Annotated in this window: 18 protein-coding genes; 10 read left to right on the top strand and 8 right to left on the bottom strand. The window is 37.6% G+C overall.

The features are described 5' to 3' along the window. The first annotated feature begins 44 nt into the window (after positions 1–44). The 7 genes from D017_RS04115 (at position 45) to D017_RS04085 (ending at position 7,668) form a co-directional block, all read left to right on the top strand. Positions 45–881 (top strand): cupin-like domain-containing protein, encoded by an 837-nt coding sequence (locus tag D017_RS04115; protein ID WP_035334802.1) that lies wholly within the window; start codon positions 45–47, stop codon positions 879–881. A 193-nt stretch (positions 882–1,074) separates the two neighbouring features. Then, positions 1,075–1,506 carry a response regulator gene (locus tag D017_RS04110; RefSeq protein ID WP_051583796.1) on the top strand — a complete coding sequence of 144 codons (432 nt, stop codon included), beginning with the start codon at positions 1,075–1,077 and terminating at the stop codon, positions 1,504–1,506. Continuing rightward, positions 1,503–1,895 (top strand): response regulator, encoded by a 393-nt coding sequence (locus tag D017_RS04105; RefSeq protein WP_051583795.1) that lies wholly within the window; start codon positions 1,503–1,505, stop codon positions 1,893–1,895. The genes D017_RS04110 and D017_RS04105 overlap by 4 nt, the downstream gene beginning before the upstream one ends. A gap of 14 nt (positions 1,896–1,909) precedes the next feature. Then, positions 1,910–4,612 (top strand): TonB-dependent receptor, encoded by a 2,703-nt coding sequence (locus D017_RS04100; RefSeq protein WP_035334801.1) that lies wholly within the window; start codon positions 1,910–1,912, stop codon positions 4,610–4,612. 16 nt (positions 4,613–4,628) lie between these two features. Beyond that, positions 4,629–6,428: a YfiR/HmsC family protein gene (locus tag D017_RS14915; protein WP_051583794.1), complete on the top strand. Its 1,800-nt coding sequence runs from the start codon at positions 4,629–4,631 to the stop codon at positions 6,426–6,428. Between the two features lie 124 nt (positions 6,429–6,552). After that, the gene (locus D017_RS04090) at positions 6,553–7,134 is read left to right on the top strand and encodes a methyltransferase domain-containing protein (RefSeq protein ID WP_035334800.1); all 582 of its coding nucleotides are present in this window, start codon (positions 6,553–6,555) and stop codon (positions 7,132–7,134) included. A gap of 21 nt (positions 7,135–7,155) precedes the next feature. Then, positions 7,156–7,668, top strand: coding sequence for a GTP cyclohydrolase (locus D017_RS04085; protein ID WP_035334799.1), 513 nt, complete (start codon positions 7,156–7,158; stop codon positions 7,666–7,668). 29 nt (positions 7,669–7,697) lie between these two features. Here D017_RS04085 and D017_RS04080 read toward each other — a convergent pair whose 3' ends face one another. From D017_RS04080 to D017_RS04050, 7 genes are all read right to left on the bottom strand, one after another. Next, positions 7,698–9,140, bottom strand: coding sequence for a DASS family sodium-coupled anion symporter (locus D017_RS04080; RefSeq protein ID WP_035334797.1), 1,443 nt, complete (start codon positions 9,138–9,140; stop codon positions 7,698–7,700). Positions 9,141–9,167: 27 nt separating this feature from the next. Further along, positions 9,168–11,258, bottom strand: coding sequence for a DNA helicase RecQ (recQ, locus tag D017_RS04075; protein WP_035334796.1), 2,091 nt, complete (start codon positions 11,256–11,258; stop codon positions 9,168–9,170). A 92-nt stretch (positions 11,259–11,350) separates the two neighbouring features. Then, positions 11,351–12,892: an acyl-CoA carboxylase subunit beta gene (locus D017_RS04070; RefSeq protein WP_035334795.1), complete on the bottom strand. Its 1,542-nt coding sequence runs from the start codon at positions 12,890–12,892 to the stop codon at positions 11,351–11,353. 3 nt (positions 12,893–12,895) lie between these two features. Further along, the gene (gene accC, locus D017_RS04065; RefSeq protein WP_192816524.1) at positions 12,896–14,347 is read right to left on the bottom strand and encodes an acetyl-CoA carboxylase biotin carboxylase subunit; all 1,452 of its coding nucleotides are present in this window, start codon (positions 14,345–14,347) and stop codon (positions 12,896–12,898) included. Continuing rightward, entirely contained in the window at positions 14,348–14,842 is a 495-nt protein-coding gene (locus tag D017_RS04060; protein WP_035334794.1) for a biotin/lipoyl-containing protein, read from the bottom strand. 109 nt (positions 14,843–14,951) lie between these two features. Next, complete coding sequence (ssb, locus tag D017_RS04055) at positions 14,952–15,290, bottom strand: single-stranded DNA-binding protein (protein ID WP_035334793.1); 339 nt, start codon at positions 15,288–15,290, stop codon at positions 14,952–14,954. 557 nt (positions 15,291–15,847) lie between these two features. After that, positions 15,848–18,079, bottom strand: a complete 2,232-nt coding sequence (locus D017_RS04050) for an ATP-binding protein (RefSeq protein ID WP_035334792.1) — start codon at positions 18,077–18,079, stop codon at positions 15,848–15,850. A 373-nt stretch (positions 18,080–18,452) separates the two neighbouring features. On the opposite strand from D017_RS04050, the gene acs reads away from it, so the two are divergent. Continuing rightward, entirely contained in the window at positions 18,453–20,366 is a 1,914-nt protein-coding gene (gene acs / locus D017_RS04045; protein ID WP_262485448.1) for an acetate--CoA ligase, read from the top strand. Between the two features lie 53 nt (positions 20,367–20,419). Here acs and D017_RS15420 read toward each other — a convergent pair whose 3' ends face one another. Continuing rightward, entirely contained in the window at positions 20,420–20,563 is a 144-nt protein-coding gene (locus tag D017_RS15420) for a hypothetical protein (RefSeq protein WP_013750391.1), read from the bottom strand. Positions 20,564–20,847: 284 nt separating this feature from the next. On the opposite strand from D017_RS15420, the gene trxA reads away from it, so the two are divergent. Both trxA and D017_RS04035 read left to right on the top strand, forming a co-directional pair. Next, positions 20,848–21,144 carry a thioredoxin gene (trxA, locus tag D017_RS04040; RefSeq protein WP_035334788.1) on the top strand — a complete coding sequence of 99 codons (297 nt, stop codon included), beginning with the start codon at positions 20,848–20,850 and terminating at the stop codon, positions 21,142–21,144. Further along, complete coding sequence (locus tag D017_RS04035; RefSeq protein WP_035334787.1) at positions 21,145–21,747, top strand: thiamine phosphate synthase; 603 nt, start codon at positions 21,145–21,147, stop codon at positions 21,745–21,747. It abuts the gene before it with no gap. Positions 21,748–21,765: the final 18 nt, after the last annotated feature.

The following is a 21,765-nucleotide window of genomic DNA, read 5'->3' as shown; positions in this document are numbered from 1 at the left end:
TGTTTTGTGGTACTATAGCTTTACATAATTTAAGGTCATCTTATATGCAGTTACAAGAAATCACAAGAGTACATACTATAACCAAAAAGGAATTTTTACGTGATTACGTAAAGCCGCAAAAACCCGTGGTTATAGAGCACCTTATAGATGACTGGAAGGCTTATGATAAATGGAACCTCGCCTATATAAAAGATATAGCTGGAGATAAGGAGGTGCCGCTCTATGATGATAGACCCGTAAAACACGACGAGGGTTTTAACCAGGCGCACGCTACAATGAGTATGAGTGCATATGTAGACTTACTCAAAAAGGAGCCTACTAACTATCGCATTTTTCTGTATAACTTAATGAAAGAAGTTCCTTCATTAAAAGATGATTTTAAGTTTCCAAAAATAGGTTTAAGGTTACTCAAGCAAATACCTATGCTGTTTTTTGGTGGAGAGGGGAGCAAAGTCTTTATGCATCACGATATAGACTGGGCAAATATCTTACACTTTCACTTTGAGGGTAAAAAGCAATGTGTGTTATTTCCTCCTAGTGAGACGCCACATCTTTACAAAGTACCTTATTCCCTCATCACCCGCGAGGATATCAACTTTGACGATCCAGATTATGATAAGTTTCCAAATCTCAAAAAAGCAAAAGGTTTTATTTGCCATCTTAATCACGGCGAGACACTGTATATGCCAGAAGGATACTGGCACTATATGAAATATGAAACTCCTGGATTTAGTATGAGTTTACGTGCGCTTCCGCGAAAAATGTCTAACCTTAGGAAAGCATTATACAATGTGTTCTATATGCGTCACTATGATAACTTTATGAGACGCCGAAAAGGACAGGCGTGGATAGATGAAAAAAATGAGCGAGCAATGTTATAATCATTAAAAGCCATGATGGTGTGACAATTATTAACTTTTATTCTTAATTCTCATATGAATAGTCAACAGTGCAGGTTCTTTGTCGTTTAAAATTCATTTTTTATCGAATAAATTAAAATTTTACGATTCAGATTTAAAATAATGCTCAACTTTTTGTTATTTGTGAGCAATTCAAATACCCCCTAGCAATAACATGATGAAAGTCCTCCTTATAGACGACGATAAAGCCGTTAATTTCTTTAATCAGCACGTCGTTATTAAGCATAACTCCTTTGAGCACATTAAAACTGTACAAAGCGGTCAAGAAGGGCTCGCATTTCTATCTAAAGTTAAACTAGGCGAAGCACCTAAGCCAGATCTCATTTTCTTAGACATAAACATGCCGGCAATGAACGGCTGGGAATTCTTAGACGAATACGAGAAGATGTGCTCAGATTTTCGAAAAGATATTAAAGTAATTATTCTCTCCAGTTCCTCAAACCCAGAGCACGTAAATAAAACAATTCAAAATTATAAGGTTATTGATTTTATTAATAAACCATTATCCTTCGACATACTAGATAATGTATTGAAAGTCTATAACAATCTACTATCTAGCTGTGTCCAGAATAATCCACTCATTTGACTTATAAAGCTTTAATAATAGATGACAGCAAACCAATAACCTTCTTCAATAAAATAATTTTAGAGAGGTCTTTACGTTTTTCTGAAATTTTAGTAGCTGTAAATGGTCAAGAGGCAATAGAGATATTAGAAACTGGATTTAATCCCGATATTATTTTTTTAGATCTTAATATGCCTATTATGAATGGTTGGGAATTTTTAGATAAGTACCATCAAGTTAATAGCAGAGCTAGTCAAATTATAATGCTTTTAGGAACTACGTTATCACATGAAGATCAGGATAGATTGAATAATTATGATTGCGTTAAAGGAATAAGAGCAAAGATGCTTTCTAATACTACCCTAGAAGAAATAATCAATAACACATTAGCCGTTGAGCTAAAACCGTAAATTACCCCCAGTTAATGTCTTTCTTATCAAAGATTACCTTGTTTGTTGCGCTTATAATATCATCTTTTTGTGTTGCTCAATCTAGAGCAACTATAGAAGGAGTGGTTACGGATAATTTTGGGGTATTGCCAGGTACAACCATAAGTATAGAGGGTTATAATAAGTCCACACAAACAGATATTAATGGAGCATTCTCATTTCAAGTAGATGAAGGAGAATACGTCTTATCGGCGAGTTTTGTAATGTACAATGTACTTTATAAAACAGTCGTGGTAAAAGCTGGTGAAACACAAAAAGTAAATTTTAAACTTGAAACCGGTTTCTCTGTAGATGAGCCTATATCATTAGGTACAAGATCTGATCCTGTTTCTTCATTTCAGAACACGGCTTCTGTTGATATTATATCACCACAGCAAATTACAAACTCTTCTCAAATAGAGTTAAGTCAAATTTTACACTACCTCTCACCATCATTTTATTCGACTAGACAAACAATTTCAGATGGTACAGACCACATTGATCCAGCTACTTTACGAGGATTAGGTACAGATCAAGTTCTTGTGCTTATCAATGGAAAAAGAAGACACAATAGCTCGTTATTAAATGTAAATGGTACCATAGGTCGAGGTGCCGTAGGTACAGATTTTAATGCTATTCCCTTAAGTGCTATAGAACGTATTGAGATACTAAGAGATGGAGCGACTTCTCAATACGGATCTGATGCGATTGCAGGAGTTATTAACATCATCCTTAAAAACCAAACTAATGCTGTCACCTTAAATAATTTATTAAAAATTAATGAGGAGGGTGATGGGCTAACTCAATTTGCAGGTGCAAATTTTGGCATGAAGCTAGGTAAGGAGGGATTTTTAAATATTACGGGTGAATACAGAAAACGAGAAGCTACCAATAGAGCAGGTAATTATACGGGACGTGTTTATGTGGATAACGAAGAAGAGGATAATGCACTTATAGCTCAGAATAATTTTTTTGATCAAACAGGCTATTCAGATAGGCAAGTAATGCAGATAGGTAATGCCGAAACTCAGAATCTAGCTATCCATTTTAATGGGGAAATTAAGGTTTCAGATAGTGCTCAGGTGTATCTTCATGGTGGAAGAAATTATCGAGAAGGAAAATCAGCTGGTTTTTATAGATTTCCTAAAGATGAAGACCGCGTAATTACAGATTTATTTCCTAATGGATTTTCTCCAGAGATCTTAACAGATATTCAAGATGACGCAGTCACACTTGGTCTTAAAGGAAGCAAGCATAATTGGGGTATAGATTTTAGCCACACCATCGGGATGAATGCTCTTGATTATACTATTAATAACTCGAATAATGCGTCTTTAGGAATTGCATCACCTACCACTTTTTATGCAGGAGGCTTTTTGTATAGTCAGAATACATCAAACTTAGATCTTTCAAAATCTTTCGATTGGAGGTCAGGTCTTAATTTCTCTTTCGGAGCCGAGTTAAGAGTAGAGAATTATCAGATAGGCGCAGGTGAAGAGGCGTCATACGTTAATGGAGGTAGTGTCTTTACGAGTAGTGATGGGCTTGAGGAACCTAGAATTGCAGGGGCACAAGTGTTTCCTGGAATTCAACCAGAAAATGAACTTAATAAATTTAGAACAAACAGCTCTTTCTATGTAGATATTGAGGCAAACATTAATGATAAATGGCTTTTACAACTTGCCGCTAGAAATGAACTTTACAATGATTTTGGGAGTCAAGTGATTTGGAAAGTGGCTTCTCGCTATAAGTTAAATGATAATACAAGTTTGCGAGGTGGTATTGCTACAGGATTTAGAGCCCCATCCTTACATCAGGTGTTTTTTCAAAATATAAGTACGCAGTTTATTGACGGCAACATTTTGCAGGTAGGTACCTTTAATAATGAAAGTGCTCTTACCGCTCAAGCTTTTAATGTAGATAGGCTAAGTCCAGAATTATCAAATCACTACAGCATAGGTTTAAGCAGTAAGATTAGTTCAAATTTTTCGCTTGCGCTTGACTATTACTATATAGCCATTAAGGATAGAATCGTACTCTCAGGACTCATATCTGATGGATATGAAGAAATTCTTGAGCCGTTTGGAGTTGGGGCGGCTCAGTTTTTTACAAATGCAATTGATACAGACACTCAAGGTGTAGACGTTGCATTAGTTTATAAGAACAATATAGGCAATGGTAATCTAGAAAGTTCTTTAGGTTTCAATATCAATAGCACGACCGTAGGTGAAGATATAAGAGTACCCATCGCTTTTGAGGGAGCGGAAGAAGTCATTTTTAGTAGAGAAGAAATTGGCAGGCTGGAGAAAGGACAGCCTAAGTATAAACTGAGTTGGAGAAGCTTTTATGATATTGAAAAATTTAAAATTCACTTCAATAACACCTTGTTTGGACCTGTAGAATATTTCCATCCAGATGATGGAAATAGCGATAATTGGGTTTTAAATGACTTTACAGGAAATATAGAGTCCCGAGATCAAAAGTTTTCGGCTAAGGTTCTCACAGATTTCTCACTTCATTATCAGCTTCACTCACGAGTGAGTGCGGCTATAGGTGGTAATAATATTTTTAATGTATATCCAGATAAGCATACACATTCGTCTAATACTAGTAACGGTAATTTTACTTATAGTAGACGAGTAGGGCAGTTTGGTGTACAAGGTAGAAACTATTTTGTGAGTTTATCTTTAAGCTTATAATAAGGATATTTTGTTCATGAAAGATTTCAAACTATTAACGGCGCTTAGGATTGTAGTTGCCTTAATAATCTTTGGGTCTTCTATTCAAGTTCAAGCACAAGCTAATGTTGAACAAGTTTCTAGGGTTCAGCGAGCTATCTATGTTTTTAATACTGCCCAACAAGTAAACTGGTCGCCTCAATCTGGAGACACCTTTAAAATAGGAGTTCTGGGTCCTGATAGAACCATTATTGATTTTAAGTCTATAGCTCAAAAAAGACAAATACAATCAAAATCAGTTGAGATTATTAATTTCCTTGCAGTAAAAGATATAGCAGATGTAGATATATTGTATGTCAATAAAAAGTACAATTTTCAAATGTCTTATATCCTACAGTCTGTCGAGGGAAAGGGCATATTAGTAATATCTGAAGGTTATGCCTTTAATGACTCTATGATAAATATTATTAGAGTTGGAAATACATTTAGGCATCAAATTAATGAGGAACTACTGCGCAATAATAGCTTTGTTATAGCTCCTTCCTTAAAATTTTATGCTATTAAAACTTCGCAAAAATGGCAATCACTTTTTATAGAAGCACAAGATTCTCTTGAATTAGTTAGGCAAAATGCAAAGAGAAAAGATTCTTTAATTATAGCCCATCAAAGAGAGATTAATAGTCAAAACGAAATCATAGACACGATTCAAGAAATTGTAAAACTAAAGAATAACTCTATTCAGAGTTTACTTGATGAGGATGAGTTACAAAAGCAAACTATAGAAGAAAAACAAGAAATTGCAAACGAGCTTGAAGTAGAAAATGAATCTCAACTAGAAGAACTTGAAAGAAGGCAGCGTATTCTAGTAGAAAATGCAAAAGAAATAGAACGTAATCAGGATAGTATTGATCGTCAAAAATTAAGTTTAAGTGCCCAGAAAAAAGTGCTTGATGAGCAATCCGTAGCGTTATCTCTTAGAAAAAATATCAACTGGCTTTTAGGGATAATCGCCTTCTTATTTCTAGTTGCAGGGTTTATAATTTATAAGAATTATAAAAGTAAAAGCAAACTAGCAAAACAACTTGCATTGCAAAATGCAAAAATACTAGCCCAAGCAGAAGAACTCAGTCAGAAAAATGAAGACTTAGAGCAATTTGCATATATCGCGAGTCATGATTTACAAGAACCTCTTAATACTATATCTAGTTTCATTGGGCTTATAAAAAATGATTATAGTGCACAATTTGATGATTTAGGTAATCAGAGTCTTGAATTTATAGAAGAGGCAAGTCAGAGGATGAATAAGCTTATAAATGTTTTGTTAGAATACTCACGTATAGGCAAGACTAGAAGTTTTACACAAGTAGATTGTAATAAAATCGTGCATGACTTAGAGAAGGATATTTATGCCCTCATACATAGAAAAAAAGCATCCATTACATATAAAAATCTGCCTACAGTGATGGGGTCAGAGATTGAGCTACGCTTATTGTTTCAAAATCTAATTACAAACGCTTTAAAGTTTTGTGCAGAAGATATTTCGCCCACTCTAGCTATCGAAGTGAGTGAGACTGTAAGCTCAGAAAATCCTAATGAAAAAATGTGGCAATTTGCCTTTTCAGACAATGGTATCGGTATACAGAAAGATCATCAAGAACGTATTTTCTCTATCTTCCAGCGACTACACACTAAAGATCAATATAAAGGAACGGGAATAGGCCTAGCGCATTGTAAGAAGATCGTCGGGATACACAAAGGTACCATATGGGTGAATTCGAAAATTAACGAAGGAAGTACTTTTTATTTTACAATTCCTATGACTCCAGAGCTTTTGTAATGGATTATTTACGCTTTCGCGAAAGCGTAACCACAAGCAAAACACACTACATTTAAAACCTACTACCAGTAATTTACTTAAATTGCTATGCACTAGATGTTGTATTCAAACTAAAGCCTAAATGATGGAACTCACGTCAACCTATTGGAATAATCGCTATGCTGAGGGAAGTGCAGGTTGGGACTTAAAAGAGGTCTCTCCATCTATCAAAGCCTACCTCGATCAATTAGAAAATAAGGAGCTTAAAATTTTAATCCCTGGTGGCGGTTATAGCTATGAGGCCCAGTACTGCTGGGAGCAGGGGTTTAAAAATGTGTATGTAGTAGACTTTTCTCAACTTGCATTAGAAAATTTGAAACAGCGAGTGCCAGATTTTCCTAGTTCGCAACTCATACAAGAAGATTTCTTTACGTATGACGGTCAGTTTGATGTAATCCTAGAGCAGACGTTTTTCTGCGCATTGCAGCCAGACTTGAGAACTGCTTATGTTGCACATATGCATACATTGCTTAAAACTAAAGGGAAGCTCGTAGGCTTACTTTTTAACTTTCCTCTTACTGAGAAAGGACCACCATACGGAGGAAGCACTACAGAATATGAAAGCTTGTTTTCAGAACACTTTGATATTCAAAAAATGGAGACTGCCTATAACTCAGTAGCTGCTCGTGCAGGTAAGGAGTTATTTATCAAAATGGTAAAAAAGTAAACTAGTAAATACCACAACACAATGATTGTACAACTCGCCGAAGGAACTATTAAAACCAAATATGGCACCTATAAAGAGATACTCTTTTATGACGGTATCAAGGAGTCTCACGCGCTAGTGATGGGAGATGTGAGCGGAGCAGAAGATGTGCTTTGTAGGGTACATTCCTCGTGCATTTTTGCTCACCATTTTAATAGTATAGAGTGTGATTGTCGTGAGCAAATGGAAATATCACAGCAACTTATAGAACGAGCAGGAAAGGGCATTGTAATCTGGCTAGAGCAAGAAGGAAAAGGAAATGGTCATTATGCACTCCTCAATACCTTACCGCTCAAAAAACAAGGTATGCCGCAGGCAGATGCGTACGAGGCCGTAGGTTTTCATAAAGACAATAGAGACTTTTCGGCAGCAGCAAAGATTTTGAAACATCTAGAGGTAAATTCCATCACGATGATTACTGGTAATGAAAAGAAAACCAAAACACTCACAGACCTCGGCATACGTGTAAGTGGTATTCAACCTACGGAGCTATGATACGAGTACGCTTTCGCGAAAGCGTAACTTTAAAACAATACCGGTATTACATAATACGCCAGTGCAAATAGCAACCCTACAGAGATGAGATTTAAAACCACACCCACACGCGCCATCTGGTCTACGCGTACGTGACCACTAGCAAATACAATCGCATTAGGCGGTGTAGCCATAGGGAGCATAAAAGCACAACTAGAAGCAAGGGTTACGGGAATGACCATCTGTAGCATAGGCACATCCATCCCGATGGCAATACCTACCACAAGAGGTACGAGTATGGTCACGAGGGCTACATTACTCATTAACTCGGTCATAAAGAGCATTAAGAAAATAAGAACGGCAGTCACCACCCACATACTCCAGTCTTCCTGCTGTGATATGTAGGAACCTATCATATCTATAAAACCAGATTGTGCTAGTCCAGAAGCAAGTGCGAGACCGCCGCCAAAGAGAATGAGAATCCCCCAAGGTAATCGCGAAGTATCTTCCCAATTGAGCGGAAAAGAACCTTTCTTGTAATCAATAGGTACTATAAACATAAGTAGTGCGGCAATGACAGAAATGGTCGTGTCTGTAAGGGTAATATCTGGTAGCAGGTTGTTTAAATACGAGCGCAAAATCCACGAGATTGCTGTAATGAGGAATATTGCTAAAACCACTTTCTCACCCATTGAGATAGGACCTAGTTTGTCAAGTTCGGTTTGTATAATATTTGCAGACTTCCCTATCGTGCCTAAGCCGTTGCGATAAAAGACGCGGGTAATCATAAAGTAGGTAATAGTCATCAATAAGATAGAAAAGGGAACACCCATTTTCATCCATTGAAAAAAGCCTATATCTACATTATAACTTTCATTTAAAAAGGCAAGCATTACAGAGTTAGGTGGTGTGCCTATCAAGGTCGCCATCCCACCTATATTTGCGCCAAAGGCGATGCCTAGCATAATACTAAGCGCAAAGTTGCGGTCGTTTTTTGTAAATCCATCTTCGTCATCTATGAGAAGTTGAATGACAGATACAGCTATGGGCAGCATCACGACCGTACTTGCCGTGTTTGAAATCCACATACTCATAAGGCCAGTGGCAATCATAAAACCTAAGATAATACCATTTGCTTTAGTGCCTGTGATTTTGAGAATAGATAACGCAATACGCTTGTGCAGTTGTACTTTTTCTAGTGCTAGCGCGATGACAAATCCTCCAAAAAACAGATACACAATAGGGTTTGCATAGTTGCTTGCAACTTCTTTTATAGTACCTATACCAAGTAGTGGAAATAGTGCTAACGGGATTAACGCGGTTACAGAAATAGAAACAGCTTCTGTAATCCACCAGATAATCATCCATACGGCAATGGCAACCACTTTATCTATCGCTGGGTTGATAATATCAAAAGGTAATGCTAGTATGAGAATGCAAAGTAACGGGCCTGTAATAAAACCTATTTTTCGCGAAAGCGTAAATTCTTTCATAGCCCTAAAAGTAGGTAAAAAAGAAAACTACCTACCTTTTAAGAATAGCGCAAGCCTTATTTTCCAGTACGGCATCTCCTCCTTGAAGTATTCATAAAAAGATTTAAGCTTATCTGGATCTGCCACTTTTAAGATAGCGTCGTGTACTTGCTTGACCTCTGCGGGCTGTATAAACTGGTAAAAATCTATCTCCATACCCTCTTCGTGCAGCTTTATGAGGTGATTGTACACAGAGCCTATGGTGAGCTTGCGAGCCTCTGCAATTTCTTCAAGTGAGAGGCCTTGCTGGATGAGGTTTTTAGTCTCAAGATACGTTTTGCTACCGCTTTTAGGTTTTGGTTTTTTGAGGTGCTCTTTGATGAGTTTTAAAAAGTCGGCGCCATATTTTTCCATTTTGGCTTGCCCTACACCTTGTATGTCTAAAAACTGTTTTTGAGTCACAGGCTCTTGGTCTTCCATAGCTTTAAGAGACGCATCTGAGAATACAATATAAGCCGCAACATTTGCCTCTCTAGCTAGTTCGGCTCTTAGCTCTCGTAGTTTTTCAAAAAGAGAACCTTTTGGTTTTTTAGGCTTACGTTCTTTAGTAATCGGTTTGGCTTTCTCCTTACTAGGTTTTGCGAGTTGGATCTTTTTACCGTCGTATAAAACTTCTTTAGAAAGCGGTGTGAGGAGAAGTCTTCCGCTTTCGCGAAAGCGTATTTCTAACAACCCTTGATTAATCATTTGTATCACATACTGCTGAAGATCTCGCCAGGAGACATCTTTTGCAGCGCCGTAAGTTTTTATATTCTGATACCCTTTGTCATACACTTGGGCGTTTTGAGAACCTCGTAAAACGTCTATCACGGTACCCATTGCTTCCTTTTGTTGCATACGTGCCACCCCGGAAAGTACTTTTTGAGTAAGTACGGTGCCGTCAAAATATGCGGGTGCATTTTTACAAATGTCACAGTTGCCACAGTCTTGCGATAAAAACTCGCCAAAGTAATTTATAAGAACCTTACGCCTACAGCTTAGGGCCTCTGCATATTGCTGCATACGGTCAAGCTTAGCCATCTGGTAGTCGGCATTTTTTGCTCCATCTATAAACTGGCGTAGCTGCATCGTGTCTGCATAGCTGTAAAAAAGCACGGTGTGTGAGGGTAAGCCATCACGGCCTGCTCTACCTATTTCTTGATAATATCCTTCAAGATTTTTAGGCATATTATAGTGTATCACCCAGCGCACGTTACTCTTGTCAATACCCATCCCAAAGGCAATAGTGGCACAAATTATAGGTGTGGTGTCGTTTATAAAATCTTCTTGCACTTTTGAGCGTTGCTCTGCACTCATACCTGCGTGGTAGGCGGCAGCGTTGTGCCCGTTGCTCTTAAGTTTGGCCGCGAGATTTTCTGTGCTTTTTCTTGATAGACAGTAAATGATACCACTCTCAAAAGGGTGATCTTCTAGAAAGTCAAGAATTTGCTCGTTTCTTTTTTGACCTGGTCGCACGTCCAGATAGAGGTTAGGTCTGTCAAAAGAGGAGATGTATTTTTTTGCTTGTGGGATACTAAGTTGTTGTGCAATGTCATCTTGCGTAGATCTATCTGCAGTTGCCGTGAGTGCTACAAGTGGGGTTTCTGGGTAACGTCTTTTTAAGTAGCCTAGTTGTGTGTAAGCGGGTCTAAAATCGTGTCCCCAAGATGAGATACAGTGCGCCTCATCTATGGCAATGAGTGATATCTTTATTGTAGAAAGCACGGGGTCTAATAGTTGTAAACTTTCTGGAGCCACATAAATAAGATCTAGCGCATTGTGCTGTAGGTCTAACAGTACCTTTTGCGTCTCTTCTGGTGGTTGTGTACTGTTATAATAGGCTGCTTTAATACCATTTGCTCGCAAAGCATCTACCTGATCTTTCATTAATGCAATAAGCGGTGAGATCACGAGGGCAACCCCGTCAAGCGCCAGAGCTGGCAGTTGAAAACACATAGATTTACCACCACCTGTAGGCATTATGACTAGTGCATCTTGCCCATTACAAATGGACTCAATAATCTCTTGCTGGTTAGGTCTAAAGCCATCATAACCAAAGTGAGTTTTTAAAAGGGAGTGTAGTTCTTGTGTCGCAACCATCTTACAAAGTTATTAATACCAATTAAAAGAGGCGCTCTTATGAGCGCCTCTTTATAAAGCAATGATGTATTTATTTTTCTTAAAACAAGGAACTATAAAGGAATATTTCCATGCTTCTTTTTAGGAAGCTCTACCTTCTTGTTTTCTAGCATGCTAAATGCTTTTATGAGCTTACGTCTCGTGTCTTGCGGCATAATCACTTCGTCTATAAAGCCACGTTGTGCTGCGCGATAAGGATTTGCAAACTTCTCTGCATATTCACTTTCTTTTTCAAATAGTTTTTCTTCAGGATTATCTGCTGCGCTTATTTCTTTTCTAAAGATGATCTCGCTGGCTCCTTTTGCTCCCATTACAGCAATCTCAGCACTAGGCCATGCATAGTTGAGATCTGCACCTATGTGCTTAGAGTTCATCACATCATAAGCGCCTCCGTATGCTTTTCTTGTAATCACTGTTACTCTTGGTACGGTAGCTTCACTAAGTGCGTATAATAACTTGGCTCCGTTTGTAATAATTCCATTCCATTCTTGATCTGTACCTGGAAGGAAACCTGGAACATCTACAAGAACGAGCAAAGGAATATTGAAACAGTCACAGAATCTTGTAAAACGAGCAGCTTTCTTTGAGCTATCTACATCTAGCACTCCGGCAAGGAACATAGGCTGATTTGCAACGATACCCACACTACGACCTCCTAAACGAGCAAAACCTACGATGATATTCTCAGCATAATCTTTATGGATTTCATAAAAAGAATCCTCATCTATGATACCCGTTATTACCTCGTGCATATCATAAGGCTTGTTTGCACTATTTGGGATAATGGTTGCCAGTTGGTCACGCACTTCATCCTTAAGTGTAAACGGTAAATTCTCAGGTGTTTCCGTATTATTTTGCGGCAAGTAGCTCAATAAAGATTTAAGATCTTCAAGACATTGTGCGTCATTTGAAGAGGTTATATGTGCCACACCAGACTTTGAACTGTGTGTGCTTGCGCCTCCTAGTTCTTCTGAGGTTACTTCTTCATTAGTTACCGTTTTTACAACATTAGGTCCCGTTACAAACATGTAGCTGGTGTTCTCTACCATCATAGTAAAGTCTGTCATTGCTGGAGAGTATACTGCTCCACCCGCACAAGGCCCCATAATAGCCGAGATTTGCGGGATCACACCAGATGCCTGTACATTGCGGTAAAAGATATCTGCATAACCTCCTAGTGAGCGTACACCTTCTTGTATACGTGCACCACCAGAATCGTTAAGTCCTATTAATGGAGCTCCGGTTTTCATAGCTAGATCCATTATTTTACAAATTTTCTCGGCGTGTGTCTCAGAGAGTGCACCTCCAAAAACTGTAAAGTCTTGAGCAAATAAATAAATCAAACGACCATTTACTGTACCATAACCAGTAACCACACCATCTCCATAATAGATTTCTTTTTCCATACCAAAATCTGTAGTACGGTGTGTAACAAGAATACCTATTTCTTCAAAAGAGCCATCGTCTAGTAAGTAGTGTATGCGTTCTCTAGCAGTAAGTTTCTTTTTTTCATGCTGCTTGTCTATACGTTTCTGACCGCCACCTAGGTGTGCGAGTTCAATTTTTTCGTTGAGCGTTTTTATATTAGCGTCCATAGGTTATACAGTTGGTAGGCGTAAGATATTTTGTTCTTTTATATGTTGTTTGAGCGCAATAAGAGCAGCAATACGTGCTTCTTCTTTAAAGCCTTCTTTTAAAGCTTCTGGTGAATAGTATTTTTTTACAAAATGCGTGTCAAAATTTCCAGAACGGAAAGCTTCGTGCTCACAAACAAATTTTCCAAAAGGTAAGGTGGTTTGTGCACCCTCTATTTTATAATCATCTATGGCTTTAGAGAGTAACTCTATAGCTTCTTCACGCGTAGGAGCGTAGACAATAAGCTTAGAGAGCATTGGGTCATAATAGATAGGAATATCCATGCCTTGTTCAAAACCATTATCTATACGTATACCTTCTCCTTCTGGGAGTATGTAAGTAGATAGATTTCCGACACTAGGTAAGAAGTCATTAAGAGGATCCTCTGCATATACACGTAATTCTAGTGCATGTCCTTTAATGCTGAGGTCTTCTTGAGCGATAGATAGCTTCTCACCTCGAGCAACGCGTATCTGTAATTCTACAAGATCTGTACCTGAGATAAGTTCGGTAACTGGGTGTTCTACTTGTAAACGAGTATTCATTTCTAAGAAATAGAAATTGTGTTGATCGTCTAGCAAGAACTCTACGGTACCTGCGCCGCGATAGTTACATGCTTTTGCCACCTTTATTGCAGCTTGCCCCATTTCTTCTCGTAGTTGCGGAGTAAGGACTACAGATGGAGCTTCCTCTACCACTTTCTGGTGACGACGCTGGATGCTACATTCACGTTCAAAGAGATGAATCACATTACCATGATTATCTGCCATTACTTGAATCTCAATGTGTCTAGGTGATGCAACATATTTTTCTATAAAAACAGATCCATCGCCAAAGGCTGCAGTCGCTTCACTAATAGCCGTACTCATTTGTGATGCTAGTTCGCTGTCTTTTTCTACCACGCGCATACCTTTTCCGCCACCTCCGGCAGAGGCTTTTATGAGAATAGGGTATCCTATTTCGGCAGCAATTGCTTTTGCTTTCTCTACATCTGTGATGGCTTCATCAATACCTGGTACCATCGGGATATCATATGCTTTTACAGCTTCTTTGGCTGCGAGCTTACTTCCCATGATTTCTATTGCGTGTGCCTCTGGGCCTATGAAGATCATTTGTGCTTCTGTTACCGCTTTCGCGAAAGCGGAATTCTCACTTAAAAATCCGTAGCCAGGGTGGATTGCATCTACGTTAAGTTCTTGAGCAACTTTTATGATTTTATCTCCTAGTAAATAGGACTCTGATGAAGGCGCATTACCCACGCAAACGGCCTCGTCTGCATAGCGCACGTGTGGTGCATTACGGTCTACAGTAGAATAAATGGCTACTGTTTTAATACCCATTTTCTTAGCCGTACGAATTACCCTAATGGCTATCTCACCACGGTTTGCAATTAATATTTTCTTTATAGTTTTCATCTATTTCTCTTCTTCAAATTCTACAAGTAATTGCCCTTTATCTACCGCGTCATCTTTTACAACATGCACGGCCTTGATAACTCCGTCTGTATGAGATACAAAGCTGTTTTCCATTTTCATGGCGCTTAGAATCACTAGCGTGTCACCTTCTTTTACTTCTTGACCAGCAGAGACCTGTACATCAATAATAAGACCTGGCATAGGAGAAATGAGATTGTTGAGCTGCTTTGAACCTCCTACCGTGAAGCCCATCTCTTTAATAAGAATGTCAATTTCGTCTTTGATAACAACTTCATAATTGTTACTATTTACCTGAATGTTGTATGTCTTTTTGCTGAAATCTGAGGAGACTACAGTTGCTTTAAAAGAAGAATTATCCTCCAGAATATGGTAAGAATTCTGAGAGGTGTGTACCGCATCTAGTTGAGATAGTTGGTCACGAGAAACCTCGAACTCATGCTCCTCGTTTACGGTGGTTTTATAGGTGTTGCTCATCGCTTGTATTTTAAGATATAAATATACGTAATTACGATATTGTTATCCTAGAGCAAATAAAATAAGAAAAGGCGCTCGTGAGAGCGCCTTTATTGTCAAAAATGTAATATTAATTGTTTTTGCTAAGCATCAATAACTCGTTACAAACAATCTCTGTCATATATCTTTTTACACCATCTTTATCTTCCCAAGAGCGATTGGTCAGTTTTCCTTCTATCGCGATTTCTTGTCCCTTCTGGACATAGCTTTCTACTACTTTAACAAGACCACCGCGTACTACGATGTTGTGCCAGTATGCACGTTCTACTTTCTGTCCATTCTTGTCTTTATAAGAATCATCTGTTGCCATGGAGAATTTGGCAATTTTATTTCCATCTGGAAATGTTGTGATTTCTGGTTCTTGACCTAGTCTTCCAATTAACTGTACCTTGTTGCGTAATGCGTTCATAATAATGTGTTTTTCTTGAGTAGGTTAAGCCTACCAAATTGAGTTATATTTCTTTCTCGAGCCGTTCTCGAGAAAATCGTTTGTTCCTAATAAGTAAATTATAATAACAACCTGTAAATAAGAACACTGCAAATATGCGACAGCTTATAATCCCTAGCCGACTTTTAAACGTTTACTTACGTTTATAGTCGTTTATAAGTATTTGTAAACGTTTGAAAACGTTTTAATTTTCTGAATTAGAGTGTGTTGTGGTTTTTAGCGTCTATTGAGTTAGAACTCCTTTTTTTTAGAGAATTTTTATAAGAATAGAGGTTAATTGCTTGGTGTAGAGTGAGGAATAGACTTGAATATTCTTAAAAACTTAAAGATTTTTAGAGCCTTTTAGAGGATTAGATGTTAAAAAACACTCTCTTTCTAACAACATTCAGGCTAGAAGAAAACTTAACTGAAAGAGCCATTTTCGCGAAAGCGTAAAGAATAAGTTAACCCTCATCACAAATAGGTCAGTTTCGATAAGAAGTAAATAAGAAAGTCAAGTAAAATGTATATGTGACCATTTAGGTCGAGCTATACATTAAGAGCATGTCTAAAAGAATCTCTGTCTTATAGGGTTTGAGTATGCTATTGTTAATGCCGTGTTTTGTTAGTTCTTTATCTCCCTCTTTATAGCTTGTGGCTGTAAGAGCAATGATAGGAGTTATACTGTCAAACTTTCTTATAACAATACTTGCGTCAATACCATTCATAATAGGCATGTTAATATCCATCAATATGAAATCATAGGCATTATTCTTTACGGCGCTCACAGCTTGTTGTCCATTACTGGCACTTTCGTTTTTTATACCGTATTGTTCAAGTACCTTTTTAGTTACTAGTTGGTTAATGCTATTGTCGTCCACAATAAGTACTTTTTTACCTTTGAGACGTTCATAGCTTGAAATATCTGATTGGACTTCTAGGTAGGAGTCGGATCCAGTTTCTAGATCAATTGTAAATGAAAAAGTAGAACCTTTATTTGGCCTGCTTACTAGGGATAGTTTACTACCAAGAATGTGCAAAATCTTCTTGACAATGGGAAGACCTAAGCCTGTACCTTGATGGTTTGACATAGCTCCTACTTGAGCAAATTCAGTAAAGATTTTTGCTTGTTCTTCTTTGGCAATGCCTTGTCCTGTGTCTGCTATACTAAAGAGTATGGTGTTTACATCTTTATTCTTTTCTTGGAGTGTGGCCTTTATGGTGATTGTGCCATCCTCGGTAAACTTGCTGGCATTGCTCGATAAGTTCATGAGGACTTGAGAGATTTTAGTCTTATCGCCCAGTAAGGTGTCTGGAATATTAGGATCAATAATCACCTTTGTGGTGTTATTGTTTTTCTTATTTATAAACTCAAGAGTTTGTACAATGTGAGGTAGTAATTTATGTAGTCTAAAGTTAGTCTTCTGGATACGCTCGCCTTCTTTTGAGTCAAATTTATTTAAGCTTAATATATCATTTACAAGCGCCAGTAGATAATCTGCAGAGAATTTTAAAGATTTTAAATCTTCCGTATGGTTTTTGAGCGCTGGGTCTTCAAGAAACACAGAAGAAAGCCCTATAATTCCATAAAGCGGAGTTCTTAACTCATGGCTTACTGTAGAAAGAAATTTAGTATTACTTCTAGCTAGTTTTTGAGATTTCTTTTTGGCTTGAAGATATTGTTTGTTCTTTGATTTTAAATTATCAAGGAGTCTTTTTCGTTTTTTTCTACCATGTAATAAAGTCCCGATAAATAAGAGCAGTATGGCGGCTAGTGCGAGTGAAGTTTTTAAAAATAATTTGTTCTCACCAGCTTTTTGAAGTGCGAGCTCATTTTCTAATTTTGAGGCTCGTAGTTCTTGTTTGAATTTATTGAGGTTAAAGCGAGAGGTAGCATTTTTTTGCTGTTTTATCTTGTTTGCTTCGTATCTCTTTTCGACGAGTACATCATAGGTTTTACGTATGCTATTTACTTGCTCGTAGTTGCCTAAGCTTTCATAGGCCTTCATTAGGTTTTTATAATTATCAATCTTGTAGTTGTCATCTTGTTCATCACCAGCTACCTCCATAGAGTAATTAATTGCTTCAATCGCCTCTTTAGGTCTGTTTTGTAATAGATAGATGGAACTTTGAACGTGATAGACGGTTCCTTCAAAGTTGTTTTTCCTTCCATTAAAATCACCTTTCGTTAGTAATTCCTTTGCTTGATCTAGGTAGTATTGCGCTTCATTGGGCTGTTTTTTTATGACATATAACTCAGCTAGGTTGTTATTTGATATAAAGTCAACTAGTATACTATTTTCAATTTCTGGGCTTATAGCAAGTGCCTCTTCAAAATAAGTGATGGCTTTGTCTGGATCTTCTTCAAAAAAAGTATTCCCGAGATTGGTAAGATTTCTAGCAAGATTGAAGGTGTCATTAGCCTTTTTATTTTCCTCTATGGCATTATTAAAAAGATCTTCGGCGCCCTGGATATCATCTACTTGTATAAATGCATTACCTAGAATGCTTCTTAAACGAGATGTAGTAAGAGGAGCTTTGAGTCTCTTAGCGTTATCTAGAAGGTGTGGTACAACCTCAATAACTTTTTCATAACTAGACTCATTAAATAAAGTAAGTATGGCGGGCATCAAAGAGTCTATCTCTGTTACGGTAAATTGCTTTTCTTTAATTAAAAGAATTTCTTCTTGAGAGATTGTCTCTTGACTGTAGGATTTAAAAGAGTATACAGTGCTTAAAACAACTAGCAGTAGTATGGTTAGTCTAGTCATAAATATTGATTTGGGAATTAAAATTTAAGCAATTGCCCCTAGAGCAGTTGTTACATCAGAAAATGTATTTAATTAACTAATAATATTCTTTTAATCTAAAAAATACTGCTTTTCACCGATTGTTTGAGATGTTTGATGAGTTTTTTTATTTATTAAGATTGATTTTAAATTTTTTGTAAGCCGCTAATTATCAGTAATGAATAATTTTGATGTTATAAAAAGGTGTTCTGTTGCATATTTGAGCCTTAACTAGTTGAGATTTTGCATTTATGATAATATTAAGGTGGTTTGTCTTTAGTACGCTTTCGCGAAAGCGTTAAATGTTTTCATTATTAGCGTCATACTCTATATCTTTTATCAATCAAATAGATACATAATGAGTAATTACCACATAAAAGGTCTACAAGAGTATTTTCAAGTCTACCAAAAGTCTGTAGATAAGCCTGAGCAGTTCTGGGAAGAAATTGCCGAAGAAAATTTTGTTTGGCGAAAGCGCTGGGATACCGTATTAGAATGGGATTTTAAAAAGCCAGAAGTAAAGTGGTTTGATGGAGCCCAATTAAATATTACAGAAAATTGTCTCGATAGGCATCTCTATACTCGTGGTAATAAAACCGCATTGCTCTTTGAGCCCAATAACCCTGAAGATCCTGCCGAACATATTACTTATAAAGACCTCCATGAACGCGTGTGCAAGTTTGCAAATGTGCTTAAGGGTAAAGGTGTGACGCGCGGTGATCGTGTGTGTATTTATGTACCCATGATACCAGAACTTGCGGTATCTATGCTTGCCTGTGCGCGTATAGGAGCAGTACATTCGGTAGTATTTGCTGGCTTTTCTAGTACTGCATTGAGCACGCGTATCAATGATGCAAGCTGTAAGATGGTGATTACAAGTGATGGCTCCTATCGTGGTAATAAAACAATTGACCTTAAATGTATTGTAGATGATGCATTAGAAAATACGCCATCTGTGGAGAGCGTGCTTGTTGTTAAGCGCACTGGTGGTGATGTAGTAATGAAAGAGGGGCGTGATGAGTGGGTAGCACCACTGTTAAAGGAGGCATCAACAGAATGCCCTGCCGAAACTATGGAAGCAGAGGATTCTCTTTTTATATTATACACTTCTGGTTCTACAGGGCAACCTAAGGGAATGTTGCACACTACCGCGGGATATATGGTGTATAGTGCATATACATTTAAAAATGTATTCCAATATAGAGAGGATGATGTGTACTGGTGTAGTGCAGATATAGGATGGATTACTGGGCATAGTTATATTGTCTACGGGCCACTTGCAAATGGTGCCACCTCTGTACTTTATGAAGGAGTTCCAAGTTTTCCAGACTGGGGACGCTTTTGGGAAATAATAGATAAACATCAAGTAAACCAATTTTATACAGCACCCACAGCGATAAGAGCACTTGCCAAGGAGAACTTGAGTTATGTAGAGAAGTATGATTTGTCATCTCTCAAGGTTTTAGGAACCGTAGGCGAACCCATAAATGAGGAAGCTTGGCACTGGTATAATGATAATATAGGGAAGAAAAAATGTCCAATTGTTGATAGCTGGTTTCAAACGGAAAACGGTGGAATTATGATTAGTCCTATCCCTTTTGCAACGCCTACAATTCCCACATTTGCAACTTTGCCTTTACCAGGGATACAACCCTGTTTAATGGATGAACAAGGGAAAGAAATAAAAGGAAACCAAGTAGAAGGAAGGTTGTGTATTAAATTTCCATGGCCTAGTATAGCTAGAACGATATGGGGTGATCACAAAAGGTATAAAGACACGTATTTTTCGGCATTTGATAATATGTATTTTACTGGAGATGGCGCTTTAAGAGATGCAACGGGTTATTATAGAATCACGGGACGTGTAGATGATGTCATTATCGTTTCTGGTCACAACCTGGGTACAGCACCTATAGAAGATGCTATTAATGAACATCCAGCTGTTGCCGAAAGTGCAATTGTAGGTTTTCCTCATACTATTAAAGGAAATGCTTTGTACGGTTATGTAACTTTAAAGGAGACTGGTGAAGGACGTGATCATGATAATTTACGCAAGGAAATTAATCAGCTTATCACAGAAAAAATAGGCCCGATAGCAAAGCTGGATAAAATTCAATTTACAAATGGATTACCTAAAACACGATCTGGTAAAATCATGCGACGTATACTGCGCAAGATTGCCTCTGGGGAAGGAGATAATCTAGGGGATATAAGTACACTTCTTAATCCTGAAGTTGTACAGAGTGTAAAGGACAACGCACTATTATAACATAAAAAACCCCGAAGATTATTTCTTCGGGGTTTCTTATATACAGTGAGTGATTAACTCTTTAGATTATCTCGTGGCTGGGTAAACTCTTTTTTATCTTTTACCTGATTATTAATCTCTTTGCCGTGAGTTGCCTCTAGATTAATCGCCTGTTCTTTCTTGCTAGTTTTCTCTGGATTAGGTGTTGTATTACTCATGATTTTAATTTTTAAATGTTTACTTAAAGATAATTTGAAACTACCTTTTTGTAAAAGCAATTAATAAACCTTAACCGTCCATTGTTAAAAAATGTGAAGAGAGATGTTTGAGAATTAGAGCTGTAAATGCGAGTAGTTTTGAGGGTATTTACTGGTTCAAAAATGTGCTAGTTTATATATTAAGGAACAAACATCAAAAACGACTAAGGTTATAAATCTCTTAAAGCCATTAGTGGTACAGAGGTATTTCATTATATTTCAAAAAATCTAAAATATACACAACGATGAAATCATCTTTTTTTGATATAATCCAATCTGAAACTCCTGTCTTAGTAGACTTTTATGCAACATGGTGTGGACCTTGTAAAACACTCGGGCCTATTCTAGAACAAGTAAAAGACGAGCTAGGTGACCAAGTAAAAATTGTAAAAATAGACGTAGATAAAAATCAGCCGCTTGCTGCACAGTATAATGTGCGCGGAGTACCTACTATGATCCTTTATAAAGGTGGTAAGCAAGTGTGGAGACAATCTGGAGTGCTAGAGAAAAGTGCGATTGTTGAAGTGGTAAAAACTGCATAGATGATCATATTAATTTCTCCTGAGGAAACGAGTGAATACGAGATTGCCACGCTGCATCATCTATTTGAAGCTGGGCTATCTCATTTTCATCTTAGAAAACCAAATGCGAGTCTTGATGATCACATAGCATACCTGAAAAAGGTTGATAGTGCATATCATAATCGTATAATGACGCATAACTTTCATAAAGAGCTGTGTGGTCAGTTTAATATTAAGGGCGTGCATCTAGAAGAAGCGATGTGGAGAGCGCAAGGTGATGGTTTAGAAGCCTACGTAAATTCATTTACTAGTAAAGATAATATCGTGTCTTCCTCTTATCATGAGCCAGAAGATCTAGCGTCGCAAGCAGTACGTTTTGAGTATACGTTATTAAGTCCTGTTTTTTCGGCAATTTCTAAGAGTGATATGCAAGGAAGAGGTTTTGATGTGCGTCACATCAAAAAAGATATTGTTGGTATGGGAGGAATCAATGCAACCACAACTCCAGAAGCACTAAAGCTTGGTTTTAAAGGAGTAGGAGCGCTAGGCGGCATATGGAATGCAGATGATCCCGTAGCAGCATTTATTGAGATGAAAAACGCTTTCGCGAAAGCGAATACCTAACCTTTACTATATTTGCAC

The organism is Dokdonia sp. PRO95 (genome assembly GCF_000355805.1).
GTDB lineage: Bacteria > Bacteroidota > Bacteroidia > Flavobacteriales > Flavobacteriaceae > Dokdonia.
The sequence above is the reverse complement of the archived record's forward strand: the minus strand, read 5'-3'. Positions and strand labels throughout refer to the sequence as shown.